This window comes from Amycolatopsis regifaucium, assembly GCF_001613935.1.
Lineage (GTDB): Bacteria > Actinomycetota > Actinomycetes > Mycobacteriales > Pseudonocardiaceae > Amycolatopsis > Amycolatopsis regifaucium.
Map to the genome: position 1 here is coordinate 403,429 of NZ_LQCI01000052.1, position 15,119 is coordinate 418,547.

The window sequence follows — 15,119 nt, forward strand, 5'->3', positions numbered from 1 at the left end:
CGCGCCGATGTCCCGCTGATCGGCGACCGAAGTGGTCCTCCACACCGCCAGACGCGCCAACGGGCAACGGTTCCACAGCACCGATCACGCGATAGCCCTCGCCGACGACCAAGGGCGGGTCTTGACCTACGCCACCGCGCAGCCTCACCCAGCCAGGTCACGCTGTCTCAGCGAGGATCCCGGTAGAACGCGCCGAGTTCCGGAGCCAGCCGCCCGGCCGGGACGTCATGGAACTCGCCGTCCAGCTGAACATGCTTCGCGCCGGGGATCGCCTTGGTGGTCAGCAGGGCGGCGGTCTTCAGCCAATCGGTGCTTCCGCTGCTGTTCACGACGAGAACCGGAGTAGCGATCGACGCAAGGCGCTTCGCGGGTACCTTCGAATCGCCCATCACGCGGGCTTCGTAGACCAGCGTGGGCGCGAAAGACCGGAGTTCGGCCCACATCGGCGTCGCTTTGGCCTCCTCGACGGCCTCCGCGGGCGAGCCGACGGCCGCGGTCATGAACAGTGTGACGGCCTCGTCCCACCGGTCGGCCGCGACGAGGGCGCGCATCTCGTCCGCGTATCCCTCGGGGACTTCTTCCGCTTCGGCGCGATACGGCGGTTCGAAGACCGACAGCCGCGCCATCGGCACACCGGACGCGGCGGCCAGCAGGGCGAGCGCGCCACCGGAGGAGATGCCGTGCACGATCACCGGCTCGGCGAACGAGGCGACCACGGCGGCGAGGTCTTCGATCTCGCGCTCGACCGCGTACGGTGCGGTGTCCCCACTGTCGCCCCGCCCCCGGCGGTCGTAGGTCACCACGGAGAACTCGGCCGTCAGCTCCGCGACCAGCGGTTCGTCGCCGTGCCGGTCGTTGGCGGCGCCCGCCACGACGACGACCACCGGCCCCGCTCCGCGCCGTTCGAACGCGATCGGCGTTCCGTCCGCGGACTTGACTGTGTCGATCATGGCGGTCATCTTGCCGGGCCTCCGCCGGAGACGCAGCTCCTTATCCTACTCGAACACGCGTTCGACAAGCGGCGGTGGCCGGGGTAGGTTCGGTTACCATGACACCCGCGCTTCAGGCCTCGCTGTTCGACGAGTGCGCCACCCTCGGGCTCGGCTCGCTCGGCGCGCTCCGGCGCACCGAGCTGACTAGAGGTGCCTGGATCGACGTCCTTCCCGGCTGGCTGACCGGCGCGGACGAGCTCTTCACCCGGCTCGCCGAGGACGTGCCGTGGCACGCCGAACGACGGCAGATGTACGACCGTGTCGTCGCCGTGCCCCGGCTGCTCAGCTACTACCGCGAAGGCATGCCGCTCCCCCACCCGATCCTCACCGAGGCGCGCGAAGCGCTCTCGGCGCATTACGCGGACGAACTCGGCGAGCCGTTCGTCACCTCGGGTCTGTGCTTCTATCGCGACGGACGCGACAGCGTCGCCTGGCACGGCGACGACACCGGCCGCTCCCGCACCGAGGACACCATGGTCGCGATCGTCTCCGTCGGCGCCGCCCGCCAGGTGGCCCTCCGCCCGCGTGGCGGCGGTGAGACGATCCGGCACGCCCTCGGCCACGGTGACCTGATCGTCATGGGCGGAAGCTGCCAGCGGACCTGGGAGCACGCCGTCCCCAAGACCGCGAAACCGGTCGGGCCCAGGATCAGCATCCAGTTCCGCCCGCGCGGCGTCGCCTGAGGTTTCAGTTCAGCAGCACGGGCAGCGCGTCGACGCCGTAGACGATCGAGACCTTCCGGAACTCCAGCGCGTCCGGTTCGATCGCGAGCCGCATCTCCGGGAACCGGCGCACCAGTGCGGGATAAGCGGTGCGCAGCTCCATCCTGGCCAGTTCGGCGCCGATGCAGCGGTGGATACCCCAGCCGAAGGCGAGATGCGACGTCGGCTCACGGGTCGCGTCGAACCTCTCCATGTCGTCACCGAGGACGCCGTCGCGGTTCGCGACACTGAGCGAGCACAGCACGATGTCGCCCTTCGCGATCTGTACGCCGGCGACCTCCATGTCCTCCTTGGCGAACCGCGGGAAGGCCATCTGCACGACGGTCAGGTACCGCAGCAGTTCCTCGACGAACTTGTGGACGGCCTCGTCGTCACCACGGACGGTCTCGAACAGCGACCGGTCCTTCAGCAGCACGAGCGCGCCGAGCGCGAGCATGCTCGCCGTCGTCTCCAGCCCGCCGGTGAGCACGCCGTCGGCGAGCCCCGCCAGTTCGCGATCGTCGATCTCGTCGCCGTGCTCCTTGATGAGCATGCCGAGCAGGCCGTCGCCCGGGTTCTCCCGCTGTTTCTTGACGATGTCGTCCAAATAGGACAGTGACTCGCCGATCGCCCCGAGCGAGGCGCCCGCGCCGCCGAACAGGTCGAAACGCGCGGTGCTCAGCCGCTGGAAGTCGTCGCGATCCTCGTAGGGCACACCGAGCAGTTCACAGATCGTCAGTGACGGGATCGGCAGGGCGAAGGCCTCCCACAGATCGACCGGGCCGTCCGCCTTCTCCATCGCGTCGAGCTGCTCGGCGACGATCTCGTCGATCCGCGGTGTGAGCCGCGAAAGCCGCCGCATGGTGAACTCCGGGGTCAGCAGACGCCGCAGCCTGGTGTGCACCGGTGGATCGGCGAACCCGAGCCCACCGGGGTTCTGCTCCTCGGTGACGCCGGCGTTGCCGACCAGGTTCGTGAAGTCGCTGCTGAACTCGGTCACCTTGCCGAGCACGGCCTTGGCTTCGTCGTAGCCGGTGACCAGCCACGCGTTCATGCCGAACGGCAGATCCAGCTTGCTGATCGGCGCTTCGGCGCGGATCCGGCCCAGCTCGGCGACCGGATCCAGACCGTCGCGTTTGAGCGGCATCAGGGCGTTGTCCGGAAGGATCGACATCTTCGACAGGTCGAAGCCGTTTTTCTGCTGGCGCGCGAGGTAGCGGCGGCCGATCCATGCCAGCACGCGCGAGCGAATGCTCCCCATGTTTTCCACCCTACTCCAGCCGCGTAGCGCCTGACCTGGCACAACAGGCCGTCCCACTCGATTCGTCACGCCCAGGAGGTCGCGCGGGGGCCGCACTGGGTTCCCAGCGAGTGGGAGACGTCGATCACGGTGGGTCACGGTCGGCCGGGATCTCACCTGACATCCGGCACGCGTCGTGAGATTGTCGGACCTCACTGGGAGGATTCGGACATGTCAGCCGCGCTCATCGGACGAGACCATCCCGCAGGAGTACTCCGCGCGGAGATCACCCGTGCCGCCGAAAGCCACGGCGGGCTGGTCCTGGTCACCGGCGAGGCCGGGATCGGCAAGACCACGCTCGTCACCGGCGCCGCCGAAGAGGCGAAACGACTCGGCGCGCTGGTCCTCAATGGCTCCTGCTGGGACTCCGCCAGCGCACCCGGCTACTGGCCGTGGACGCAGGTGATCCGCGGGCTGCGCCGCTCGGTCGAGCCGGGCCGGTGGGCCGCGATGGCGGGCAGCGAGCTGGACGTCCTGCTCGGCGAAGCTCGCGGGGACGGCGCCGCCGACGGGTTCCTTCTCTACGACGCCGTGACGAGCGCGCTGGTGGCGGCGTCCCAGGACCGGCCGGTCGTGGTGGTGCTCGACGACCTGCACTGGGCCGACACCGCGTCCCTGCGGCTGCTCGAGTTCGCCGCGCAGCACACCTGGTTCGAGCGGCTCCTGCTGATCGGCACGTACCGGGACGTCGAAGTCGAAGCGCCCGGACATCCGCTCCGCGCACTGATGCTGCCGTTGCTCACGAAGGCCACGTCGGTCACGCTCACCGGCCTCCAACCGGACGAGGTCGGCACGCTCATGGCCAGGACGGCGGGCGCGGAACCGGACGACGCGCTCGTCGCCGAGGTTCACCGCCGCACCGGCGGCAACCCGTTCTTCGTCGAGCAAACAGCGCGGCTGTGGCACAGCGGCGGATCCGCGGAGACGATCGCGCCCGGTGTCGCCGACGCCCTGCAGCGACGGCTTTCCCTGCTCCCCCAAGCGGTTCTCGATCTGCTGACCACCGCGTCCGTACTCGGCAGGGAATTCCACCGACGACTGCTCGCGGGAGTGGCGTCGGCACCCGTACCGCAGGTGGACCGGCTGCTCGACCAGGCCGTCGCGGCGCGACTGGTCGTGGTGCGCGGACAAGGCCGGTTCGCCTTCGCCCACGACATCGTCCGCGAGACGCTGTACGCGGACTTGTCCGAGCCGGAACGGCAGAGGCTGCACGGAGCGGTCGTCACCGCGGTCCGTGCGTCACCGGCGTCGCCGGACAGGCTCTTCCCCGCCGACCTGGCCCGCCACGCCCTGCTCGCCGGCCGCGAACTCGATCCGGATCAGGCCGTCGATCTGTTGCTGGCCGCGGCGATCGACGCCACCGGCCGGATGGCCGTCGAAGAGACGGTCACGCATTACCGGCGGGCGATGGAGATCGTCGAGAATCCCAAGCGGCGCGCGGTCATCGCGCTCGAACTCGGCGCGCATCTGACCCGCCACCATGACACCGAAGAGGGCAGGCAGGTCCTCGACGAGGCCTCGGCACTCATCCGCGAACTCGACGACGACGATCTGCTCGCCAGGCTCGCGCTGACCCTGATCCGCGCCGATCACCGGGGCCTGCGCGCCGACGAGACCGTCGCACTGCTCACGGAGGCGCATCAGCGGCTCTGCGGACGCGAGCCCGGTGAAACCCTCTCCGTCGACCGGATGACGCAGGAACTGACCGCGCGCATCATGATGGCCGCCCGCGACGACCACGACGACTCCGCGCTGCTGTTCGGCTTGTGGGCCCGGCACGACGCGATCTGGGGCCCGGGCACCGCCGCCGAGCGGGAACGGCTCACCGACGAGCTGATCGCGCTCGGCCGCCGTACGGCGAACCCGGAACTGGAGCATTTCGCGTCGTCGTTCAAATGGGTGGCACTGATCGAGCAGGGCGATCCGCGCTATCTCCAGCAGTACCAGGACTTCGTCGCCATGGCGGATGCCGGCCAGGTCCCGAGTTCCCACCTCGCCTCCATGATCGACCAGAGCATCATCGCCACGATCCAGGGCCGGTTCGACGAAGCCGACGCGTACTTCCACCACGTGGCCACCGCCCGCGAAAGCTACGACCATCCGCATTTCGGGGATCTCGACCAGTTGCAGCACTGGGCGCGATGGTGCCTGCAAGGCCGGTTCGACGATCTCGCCGCGCTGCACCGCGAGGTCGCCCGCGGCGGCGGCTACTCCTACAGCCGGATGCTCGAAGCGATCACCGCCGCTCAGCGGGAAGACGTCGCCGAAGCCGTGCGGCTCACCGACCTCGCGGCCGACGCGAAGCCGTACTCCCGCGATCTGGAGCCGCTGTGGCTGCGCTGCCAGGCGCAGACGGCGGCGGTCTCCGGCGATCCCGAACGCTGCGAAGCGGCCCGCGCACTCCTCACGCCCTACAGCGGGGAATGGCTGGTTTCGTTGTACGGCTGCGAGATCTCCGGCCCGGTCGACCTCTGGCTCGGCAGGCTCGACCTGGCCCAGGAACGCTGGAACGACGCCGTCGAAAGGCTGAACAGCGCCGTGCTGTCGGCCGAAAGGCTGCGTGCCGCGGCCTGGACGGTCGAAGCCAGGTCCTGGCTGGCGAAGGCACTCCTCGGCCGGAATCTCGAAGAGGACGCGGCAGCCGCGGCGACCCTACTGTCCGAAGTGGACAAAGAAGCCACCGCGCTCGACATGCGGCAGGTCACCACCAGGGTGACGGAAGCGCGGAAGAACCTGCGGGCTCCGGCGGCAAGGTCGGCCGAGTTCCGCCGCGACGACGCCGTCTGGACCCTGTGCTTCGACGGCGTCACCGTCCGTCTCCCGGACTCGAAAGGCTTGCGGGATCTGCATTTCCTGCTCGGCAGGCCGGGTTCGGACGTGCCGTCCGTGCGGTTGCTCGATCCCGAGGGCGGCGCGGTCGTGGTCGCGGCCAAGAGCCTCGGGGGTGACGCCGTCCTCGACGACGAGGCGAAGGCCCGCTATCGCGCGCGGCTCGCCGAACTCGACGACCTGGTCGACACCGCGACCGGGCTGGGCCGGGACGCACGCGCCGCGGCGCTGGACCGTGAGCGCGACGCGCTGCTGGCGGAACTGCGGTCCGCCGCCGGACTCGGCGGCCGCACCCGGCGGCTCGGTGACGAGGCCGAACGCGCCCGCAAGACGGTGACCGCACGAATCAGGGACACCCTGCGCAAACTCGACGAGCAGCATCCGGCGCTGGCCGCGCACCTGCGCGCGTCGGTCACCACCGGGTCTTCGTGCCGCTACGCGCCGGACGACAAGGTCCCCTGGCGGCTGTGAGCCGCCAGGGGACCTTGCCACCCCCAGCTCATTTCCGGTTGTAGAGCCGCATCGTCAGCGTCCCGAAGACCGCGAGGATGACCCCGCCCGCGATCAGCACCCAGGTGATCTCACCGCCGTCCCAGTTGCCGTCCATCATCGACCGGACCGCCGCGACCACGTGGGTCACCGGGTTGACGTCGACGAACGCCTGGAGCCAGCCGGGCATCGTCTCGGGGTTGACGTAGATGTTGCTGAGGAAGGTCAGCGGGAACAGCACCATCATGCTGACCCCCATCACCGACTTCTCGCTGCGCAGCAGCAGACCGAACATCGTCCAGATCCACGAGAACGCGAACGAGAACGCCAGCAGCAGAAGGATCGCGGCGGCCACGCCGCCGACCCCGCCCGCGGGCCGGAAGCCCATGATCAGGCCGATCCCGAGGATCACCAGCGAGGCGATGAGATAACGCAGCATGTCGCCGAGCAGATACCCGACCATCGCCGACGGCCGCCAGATCGGCAGCGTGCGGAACCGGTCGAACACGCCCTTCTCGATGTCGGTGTTCACCGAAATGCCGGTGTACATGGTGATCATCAGGATGCTGCTCGCCATGATGCCCGGCAGCAGATACTGCAGGTACTGCGTCGGCGAACCGGACAGCGCGCCACCGAACAGGTAGGTGAACATCAGCGTCATCATGATCGGGAACGCGGTGACGTCGAACAGCTGCTCGGGCACGTGCTTGATCTTCAGCATCGCGCGCCACCCGAAGGTGACCGAGGTCGACAGCGCGCTCGGACGCGGTGGGCGGTTCTTCGCGATCAAGACGGCTGCGAGGTCTTCGGGCTTCGGTGCCGCGAGGACGGGTTCGTTGTCTTTGACTGCCGTGGTGCTCAAGCTGTTTCCTCCTCTATGCCGCGCGCGTCCGCGATCGCGTCGCCAGGGCGCACGTAGGAATTAGTTGTTCTGTCGAGGGGAACGGCGCCCTGCCGCCCCGATAGCGGGGCACCGCTCAAGCCGCACTCTCCTCGTGAGTGGCGGTGCGGTCGGTCAGTGCCAGGAAGACCTCGTCGAGGCTCGGCTGGCCGAGGGAGAAGGTGTCGACGACGATTCCCTCGCGGGCCAGCTCGGCGAGCGCCCGCGCGGCGTGTTCGGCGGCGCCCTGTTCGGTGCTCTCACCCGAAAGCCGGGCGGTCAGCGCGACCGGGTCCGATTCGAGCACCACCTGCGCGTCCAGCGTGCGGACGAGCAGCGCTTCGGCCTCCGGGCGCTGATCGGCGTCGCGCAGCCGGACGTGGACGGCACCCGCGCCGACCGACGCCTTCAGCTGCCCCTTGGTGCCTTCGGCGATGACCTTGCCGTGGTCGATGACCGCGATCCGGGACGCCAGCTGGTCGGCCTCGTCGAGGTACTGCGTGGTCAGCAGGACGGTGGTGCCGTGCCGCACGATCGCGCGCACGATGTCCCAGACCTGGTTGCGGCTGCGGGGATCGAGCCCGGTCGTCGGCTCGTCGAGGAACAGCACGTCCGGGGTGTTGAGGATGCTCGCGGCGATGTCGATCCGCCGCCGCATCCCGCCGGAGTAGTTCTTCACCTGCCGCCCCGCGGCCTCGGTCAGGCCGAACGCCGCCAGCAGTTCCTCCGCCCGCGCCCGGGCGGCCGGTTTGCGATGCCCGGTCAGCCTGCCGATCAGCACCAGGTTCTCGGTCCCGGTCAGATCCTCGTCGACCGAGGCGTACTGCCCGGTCAGGCTCACCATGGACCGGACCGCGTCGGCCTCGCGGACGACGTCCTTGCCGAAGACGCGAGCCTCCCCGCCGGTGGGGCGGAGCAGGGTCGCGAGCATTTTCACCGCGGTGGTCTTGCCGGCGCCGTTCGGCCCGAGGACGCCGTATACGGTGCCTGCGGGGACCTTCAGGTCGATCCCGTCGACCGCCCGGTTCTCTCCGAACACCTTGACCAGCCCCGAGGCTTCGATGGCCAGTTCACTCATTTTCGTTGTTCCTTTCCGAAGCTTTCAGCAGACGTACGGACGGGCGACGCGTGCCTCGCGCAGAGCGAGGCCCCACCAGAGGAGTTCGTCGAGCAAGGTGGTCACGGCCTGTCCCTGCCCGTCGCTGTCGAAGGGGGTGCCGTCGCGGGCGAAGGAGCCGTCGAGGAGGTTGAAGGCGACCGTGTCCCGCATCGTCACGGTGTGCAGCTCGGTGAAGATCGAACGAAGCTGCTCCACCGCGTGGAGGCCCTGCGATCGGTAGCCGTAGGAGACGAAGCCGACCGGCTTCACGCGCCACTCGTCGTAGGCGCAGTCGATCGCCTGTTTGAGGGACGCCGGAAAGCTGCGGTTGTATTCAGGGGTGACGACGACATAGGCCTCAGCCTCGTCGATCCGCGCGGTGAACCGCTGCATCTCCAGCGTCGCCTGCTCCGGCAGCCCGGCGGGCAGGTCGAACTCGATCAGGTCGAGCACGTCGAGGACGAGGTCGTCCCGGTCATCCGCGCGGCCGGTGAACCACTTCGCGACGGCGTCCCCCACTCGCCCTTCGCGGGTACTGCCGATGATCACCGCGACGCGCAGCGGGCGGTTGTTCATGACCGACCTCCTCTCGTCTCACTGCTCAGGCGCGAGAAAGCCGCCTGGCTTTCGCTAGATCGGATCTAGCGAAAGCCAGGCGGCTTCGGTCGGTGATCTCGCCCGTCTGCCGCTACGCGGCGTCCAGCGCGATCGCGATCGCGCCCAGCAGGGAAGCGTCCTGGTCGAACTTCGCCGACACCAGTTCCGGCGGGAACGGCACGGCCTGCGCCAGCCGCTCGCGCAGCGCGGGCAGCAGGACGTCGGCCGAGCGCACCAGCCCCCCGCCGACCGCGATGCGCTGCGGGTCGAGCGCGATGGCGAGGTTCGCGACATGCATCGAGAGTTCGTCGAGCGCCGCGGAGACCAGCTCCTTGGCCTGCGCGTTCTCCCTGGCGAGGGCGAACAGCTCGCCCGCGGTCACCGGGCGGCCGAGCAGCACACTCGCCCGGCCGCCCAGCCCACGCCCACCGACGGCTTCCTCCAGCGGCGCCGCTCCGCTGGCGAACCCGTCGGTGTCCTGCGGTGAGAGGAGGTTGTACCCGATCTCTCCCGCAGCGCCATTCGCGCCGGCCAGCAGCCGGCCGCCGACGAGGACCGCCGCGGCGATCCCGGTCCCCAGTGAGAGGAACACCGCCGGATCGGTGTCGGCGAGCGCCCCCCACCGCCATTCCGCGAGCGCCGCCGCCTTGGCGTCGGTGCCCACTTCGATCCCGACGCCGCCGAACTCGGCCGCGACGAGTTCCCGCAGCCGCAGTTCCTCCCAGCCCGGCACGTTGGGGGCCAGCAGGATGCGGTCCTCCAGCACGATGCCGGGACTCACGACGCCGATCGCGGTGAAACCGTCCGTGGCGCCTTCGTCGGCGAGCAGTTTCCGCGCGGCGGCGAGCGCGCGGCTCACCACCTGTTCGGCGCCCGCGTGCGCGTCGGTGTCGAGCCGCCGGGTGGCCAGCAGGTTCCCGGTCCGGTCGGCCAGCCCGATCGCGACCTTCGTCCCGCCGAAGTCGATCCCCAGGATCAGGTCTTCCCCCGTCACTTCCCGGTCCCCTCTGCCGCCCCCGCGAACGATTCCTGGATCCCCTTCGGCCCGAACGGCCACACGCGTTCCGCTTTCGCGTAGACGAGGAACGCCGCCACGCCGACCGCGATCCAGCCCACCGAAAGCCCGATCGAAAGCCAGGTGGCGGAGAAATAGATGTAGACCCAGCCGAGCAGCGCGATGATCGTGGGGATCGGGTAAAGCCACTGCCGGTACGGCCGGTCCAGCTCCGGCCGCCGCCGTCGCAGCACCACGATCGCCGCGACCTGCGCCAGCGACTGGACGATCACCAGCACCGTCACCGCCGCGTTGATCACCGCGGTCAGGGTGAACAGCGACCCGATGGCGGTGATCAGGCCCATCGTCAGCACACCGGCGGTCGGCAGGTGCAGTTTCGGGTGCAGTTTGGCGAACACCGGCAGGAACACCTTGTCGCGCGCGGCCTCGAAGGGGACTCGAGATCCGCCGAGCAGGCCGGCGAACACCGAACCGATCGCGGCGATCACGATGAACACGGTGATCACCTTGGCCGTGCCCGTGCCCCACGCCTGTTCCAGCACGGCGGAGGCGACCGACGTGGCGTTCTTCAGCTCCTCCAGCGGGATCGAGCCGAGCACGCCGAGCTGCAGCAGGAAGTACAGGCTCATGATGCCGAGGATCGAGAAGACGATCGACCGCGGCAGCGTCCGGCCGGGGTCGCGGACCTCACCACCGAGGTAGGCGCTGGTGTTGTAGCCGAGGTAGTCGTAGATGGCGATGATCAGGCCCGCGCCGAGTCCGGCCCAGAACGCGCCGCCGTCGAGCGAGAACGCGCCAGGCGTGAAGGCGAACGCTTGCGCGCCGTCGAAATGCGTGAACGCCGCGACGATCACCGACAGCGCGGCGAACAGCATGACCGCGAACAGGACGGTGGTCAGCTTCCCGATCTCGCCGATCTTGCGGAACAGCGCCAGCACGATCAGGACGATGACGGCGAGGCCGATGATCTTGCCGAGTCCGGTGGTCCCGCCCTCGTCCGCCACGCCGGGGATCAGGTAGCCGAGGTACTGGACGAGGCCGATGATGCCGGTGGACATGATCAGCGGGATGAACAGCACCGCGCTCCAGGCGAACAGGAACGGCATGAGCCTGCCGGTCCGGAAGCCGAACGCCTCGCGCAGGTAGACGTAGGTGCCGCCGGCGCCGGGGAGCGCGGCGCCGAGTTCGGCCCAGATCAGGCCGTCGGCCAGCGCGATGACCGCGCCGATCAGCCAGCCGAACATCGCCTGCGGACCGCCGAGGGTCGCCACCATCGCGGGGATGGTGACGAACGGGCCGATCCCGCACATCTGGGTCATGTTGATGGCGGTCGCCTGGAGCGGCCCGATCTTCCGCTCGAGCCCCGGCTGCGGGGATGAACTCAAAACGCGCCTCCCTATTAGTTAGTAAAGTTTCTTAACATAATTTCCGGCGTGTCGGAAGGCCGGGCGGCGAAGTTGTCGCGCACCGGTCCGGTCCGAACTGCCCGAAAGGGCGAAATCCGCGAAATACGCCCGAACGGACCAAGCCGGGACGTATCAGGGGGCCGTCATTCCGCGTCCTTATCCGAGAGGACGTCTTCCAAGGACGGTGAGGTCCATGAAACGGCTGCTCAGCACGGTGATGGCGATCGCCGCACTCGGCTTCGCGACAGGCTGCGACGGCACCTCCGCCCCACGGGACACCGCGCCCGCCGATGTGACCGGCGGCGGGGTGACCACCGAGGTCGCTCCGACGGCGTCGACCGGATCGACGACGTCATCCGGTGGAGGCGGCGGCCGTACCGAAGATCCGGGGCCGCCGCCCGGGGTGCCCGGCAGTCCGATCGAATACGACCACACGCGGATCGGCGCTGAACCGAAGATCGCCAAGTCGGACATCGAAGGCGACATCAGAAAGGCGTGCGGCCCGGGCCTGTGCGGGGTGAAGGTGGTGATCACGGGCAAGGGTGACTGCACCGCGCACATCACGCCCTCCCCGGTCAAACCCGGCGGCAGGGTCACGGTCACCGCGGCACCCTGCAAAACCGAGGTGACCGAAGAGACCACGACCTCGGAAAACCCGCCCTCCAGCAGCGAACAGCCCGGCCAGACCACCTCCGGATGACCACGCGGCGGGGCCTGCGCCGTCCGGAGCCGAAAGCCGCGGAACCCGGCTCCGGACCGCCGCAGGCGCTCAAGCTGGTCGGCACGGTGCTGGCCAACACGACCCTGCTCACCGCGCTGCTCTACTTCTTCGGGCTCGTCGAAACGCAGGTGCTCTTCGCGTACTTCCGCGTGCACTACACCCTTCTCGCCCAGACCCCGGACGAGATCTTCGCGCGCGGCGCGGACGGCCTGTACCTGCCGGTGGCCGGTGCGGCGGGGACGGTGCTCGGCTTCCTGGTCGCCGTACGGATCCTGCGGCTGCGCCTCACCGAGACCGCCTGGACCCGGCTGCTCCGGATCTGCACGCCGATCGCGGCCGTCCTCGGTGCCTCGCTCCTCGTCACCATCGTGTTCGTCGCGTTGAATCCGGAGCCGTTCCGCGACCACCCCGGACTTCCCGGACTCGGCTTCGCCCTCGGCGTGCTGATGCTGCTGTTCGCCTGGCGCCGCTGGACTTCGGACTCCCGGTCGAGCCTGCTCGAACTCGTCCTGGCCTACGCGCTGGTCAGCATCGGGTTGTTCTGGGCCGTCAGCGACTACTCGGCCGCCGTCGGCACCCGGCGCGGTTTCGAGACCGCGGCGGGGCTCCCCTCACGTCCCGCCGCGACGCTCTACAGCGCCGAAAGCCTCAACCTCACCGCGGGTGGCGTCCTCCAGGTGAGATGCGCGGCTCCCGATGCCGCCTACAAATACCGGTACACCGGGATGAAGCTGCTGTTGCAGTCCGGCGGCCAGTACGTGTTCGTGCCGTCGGACTGGCGGGCGAGCACCGGTGTCGCCTTCGTGCTCCCGAAGACCGAGAAGCTACGACTGGAATTCGGCCCAGCCCGGTCGGTACCGCCCGCCGCCTGCTGAGTCAGCCCAGTCGGCGCACCAGCCACTCGCCGACCATTTCGTCGACCACCTTCGTGATCGGCAGTTGCGGCGCGGGGTCGATACCCGGGTCTTCGGCCAGCGGATGCGCGAGTTCGGGCACCCGGTTCAGGCGGACGTCGTCCGGGCGGGTGTACTGCCCGCGAAGCGCGGCGACGAGATCGTCGGCGTCCGCGCGCAAGGACGGGTAGTCCTCCTCACCGCTGACGAGTAACAACGGAACCTGCTGTTCCCGCGCCGATATTTCACCCGATCGTGCGACGAAGTCGAGCTGATCCGCCGCCTGATTCGCTTTGTCATCCCACGAATAGGGCTGCTCCAGCATGCCTTCCACCAGGCCGACCACCGAACGCGCCCGGATCGCGGGGTTGACCAGTGCCGCCGCGCGGACCGGGATCTCCCGGGTGGCGAGGATCGTCAGCGCCACGGCGCCGCCCAGCGAACCGCCGACGACGGCCATCCGGGAGGTGTCGAAGCCGAACCGTTCGCGCAGCTGGGCCAGTGCGGCGGGAAACTCCAGGGCGGCCTGCGCGACGATCGGGTCGACGTAGGCGAGCATCGCGTCACGGCGGGCCCGTTCGACGACGGCGTCCATGGTGCCGTCGATCATTCTCGCGCCGCATAACGGCATTCCGAGATAGACGCGCCACGCAGGCACTTCCGCCAGCGGCAACGCGGCCGCGAACGCGGCGTCGGACCGGGGCGAATCGATCATATGCCAGGCGACGACCACCGGCGCGGGGCCGCTGACCTCGGTCGATGGCGGCAAGGCGGTGAACGGGACCCCCGCGGCCGTGCCGGTAACCGGTTCTCCCACCACTGTCCTTCCCCGTGCGCTGTCGATCTCCACGATATCGAGGACGCACCAGCGGTGGACCTCGTTCCGCCACAAGCGAAACAGTATGCCCACGAGGTCACCCCGACGCGCCGCGGAGGTGGTTGCCGACGACCGGCGGCGGCCGAATAGTGTTGCGGCCCGGCCCTTTGGAGGTGAACCGCCCGTGCCCGATGTCGACTACTACGAGGTGCTCGGCGTGGGCGAGGCCGCCTCGGTCAACGAGATCAAGACCGCTTACCGGCGCCTCGCGAAGTCGCATCACCCGGACACCGGGGGTTCCGCGCTCACGTTCCAGCTGGTCCGCGAGGCCTACGACACGCTCAGCGATCCGCTGCGGCGTGCGGGCTACGACGCGGGCGGACGCTCCGTACGCGCGCCGATCCGGCCGCGGCCGAGACGTCGCTTCGGCGACGAACCGGGCTACGAGCCCGAGCCGGTCGTGATCGATCCCGAAGACCTCGAATGGTGGGAATTCGCCGCACAGGACGAACGTGTGCGCCACGGACGGCGGCGCGGCCCCGGGCATACGCCCGTCGTGGCGGCGGTCGGCGGGATGGTGCTGGTCCTGCTGCCGGTGCTGACCGGCGTCGGGTTCTCGGCCCCCACCCTGATCGTCTGGCTGATCCTGACCGCCGGAACGGCCCTGCTGGTGCAACGGCTCGCACGCGGCTATCTCGCCGCTTCCCGTGCCAGGAACCGGTTCGCCGCGGAGTTCGGCGGGAAACGCGTGTTCGGCACCCCCGGCACCGAGACCGACGAACTCGCCGAGCGGCTCACCGCCGACCTGCTCGAACGCTATCTGACCAGGCTGCCGGGCGCGCGGATCTTCCACGGCCTCTCGTGGCCGGACTCGGTCTTCGCCGACATCGACCACGCGGTGTTGTGCGGCAAGCGGCTCGTGCTCATCGAATCGAAGCTGTGGCTGCCCGGGCACTACGAAACCGACGACGACGGCCGTCTGCTGCGCAACGGCCGCGCCTTCCGCGGCGGCGGGAGCAGGCTGACCGAAAGCGTCGCCGAATACCGGCGGATCCTGCCGGGGGTCGCGGTGCGCGGGGCGATGATCGTGTACCCGAGCCGGACCGGCGAGGTCACTACCGAGTACGAGGATCTCTCCCCCGCGCCGCCGATGACGCCGGAGCAGTTCCTGCACGAGATCGGCGGCTGGCTGGCGGCGGAGCCGTCCACTGTGGACTCGGCGACGATGCGGACCGTGCGGGACCGCGTCGTGGGCGGGAACGCCTAGCGGCAGCCCGCGTTTCGTCCTCTGAATGCGGTAGTGCGCGATGCCGACTACCGCATTTAGAGGACGAAACGCGTTTCGGGGCGACGTGTGAAGGCCCCTTTCCCTCGGCTGAG

General features: G+C 69.4%; 13 protein-coding genes. 5 read left to right on the forward strand and 8 right to left on the reverse strand.

All coding sequences use genetic code 11. The annotated features are described in order from the left end of the window. Window positions 1-167 precede the first annotated feature (167 nt). A complete protein-coding gene (locus AVL48_RS37460) occupies window positions 168-950 on the reverse strand; it encodes an alpha/beta fold hydrolase (RefSeq protein ID WP_244162455.1) in 783 nt (260 codons plus the stop codon). A gap of 98 nt (window positions 951-1,048) precedes the next feature. Between AVL48_RS37460 and AVL48_RS37465 the strand changes: the two genes are divergently transcribed. Continuing rightward, entirely contained in the window at window positions 1,049-1,675 is a 627-nt protein-coding gene (locus AVL48_RS37465; protein ID WP_061980782.1) for an alpha-ketoglutarate-dependent dioxygenase AlkB, read from the forward strand. A gap of 4 nt (window positions 1,676-1,679) precedes the next feature. Here the strand turns inward: AVL48_RS37465 and AVL48_RS37470 are convergent, their stop codons facing one another. Continuing rightward, window positions 1,680-2,954: a cytochrome P450 gene (locus AVL48_RS37470; protein WP_061980781.1), complete on the reverse strand. Its 1,275-nt coding sequence runs from the start codon at window positions 2,952-2,954 to the stop codon at window positions 1,680-1,682. 210 nt (window positions 2,955-3,164) lie between these two features. Between AVL48_RS37470 and AVL48_RS37475 the strand changes: the two genes are divergently transcribed. Beyond that, on the forward strand, window positions 3,165-6,293 hold the full coding sequence (locus tag AVL48_RS37475; protein ID WP_061980780.1) for an ATP-binding protein: 3,129 nt from the start codon (window positions 3,165-3,167) through the stop codon (window positions 6,291-6,293). Window positions 6,294-6,321: 28 nt separating this feature from the next. Here AVL48_RS37475 and AVL48_RS37480 read toward each other — a convergent pair whose 3' ends face one another. The 5 genes from AVL48_RS37480 to AVL48_RS37500 all read right to left on the reverse strand — a co-directional run bounded on the left by AVL48_RS37480 (window position 6,322) and on the right by AVL48_RS37500 (window position 11,287). Then, the gene (locus AVL48_RS37480; protein ID WP_061980779.1) at window positions 6,322-7,173 is read right to left on the reverse strand and encodes an ABC transporter permease; all 852 of its coding nucleotides are present in this window, start codon (window positions 7,171-7,173) and stop codon (window positions 6,322-6,324) included. A 115-nt stretch (window positions 7,174-7,288) separates the two neighbouring features. Further along, window positions 7,289-8,269 carry an ATP-binding cassette domain-containing protein gene (locus tag AVL48_RS37485; RefSeq protein WP_061980778.1) on the reverse strand — a complete coding sequence of 327 codons (981 nt, stop codon included), beginning with the start codon at window positions 8,267-8,269 and terminating at the stop codon, window positions 7,289-7,291. Between the two features lie 24 nt (window positions 8,270-8,293). Then, window positions 8,294-8,866 carry an NADPH-dependent FMN reductase gene (locus tag AVL48_RS37490; RefSeq protein ID WP_061980777.1) on the reverse strand — a complete coding sequence of 191 codons (573 nt, stop codon included), beginning with the start codon at window positions 8,864-8,866 and terminating at the stop codon, window positions 8,294-8,296. Between the two features lie 112 nt (window positions 8,867-8,978). Beyond that, the gene (locus AVL48_RS37495; protein ID WP_061980776.1) at window positions 8,979-9,881 is read right to left on the reverse strand and encodes an ROK family protein; all 903 of its coding nucleotides are present in this window, start codon (window positions 9,879-9,881) and stop codon (window positions 8,979-8,981) included. Then, window positions 9,878-11,287 carry an APC family permease gene (locus AVL48_RS37500; protein ID WP_061980775.1) on the reverse strand — a complete coding sequence of 470 codons (1,410 nt, stop codon included), beginning with the start codon at window positions 11,285-11,287 and terminating at the stop codon, window positions 9,878-9,880. Before AVL48_RS37500 ends, AVL48_RS37495 begins: the two co-directional genes overlap by 4 nt. 214 nt (window positions 11,288-11,501) lie before the next feature. Between AVL48_RS37500 and AVL48_RS37505 the strand changes: the two genes are divergently transcribed. Then, window positions 11,502-12,008 (forward strand): hypothetical protein, encoded by a 507-nt coding sequence (locus AVL48_RS37505; protein ID WP_061980774.1) that lies wholly within the window; start codon window positions 11,502-11,504, stop codon window positions 12,006-12,008. Beyond that, a complete protein-coding gene (locus AVL48_RS37510) occupies window positions 12,005-12,904 on the forward strand; it encodes a hypothetical protein (protein ID WP_061980773.1) in 900 nt (299 codons plus the stop codon). The genes AVL48_RS37505 and AVL48_RS37510 overlap by 4 nt, the downstream gene beginning before the upstream one ends. A 1-nt stretch (window position 12,905) precedes the next feature. On the opposite strand, the gene AVL48_RS37515 is transcribed toward AVL48_RS37510, so the two are convergent. After that, window positions 12,906-13,739: an alpha/beta hydrolase family protein gene (locus tag AVL48_RS37515; RefSeq protein ID WP_244162456.1), complete on the reverse strand. Its 834-nt coding sequence runs from the start codon at window positions 13,737-13,739 to the stop codon at window positions 12,906-12,908. 184 nt (window positions 13,740-13,923) lie between these two features. Between AVL48_RS37515 and AVL48_RS37520 the strand changes: the two genes are divergently transcribed. Then, window positions 13,924-15,006 carry a J domain-containing protein gene (locus tag AVL48_RS37520; protein WP_061980771.1) on the forward strand — a complete coding sequence of 361 codons (1,083 nt, stop codon included), beginning with the start codon at window positions 13,924-13,926 and terminating at the stop codon, window positions 15,004-15,006. The last annotated feature ends 113 nt before the right edge of the window (window positions 15,007-15,119 follow it).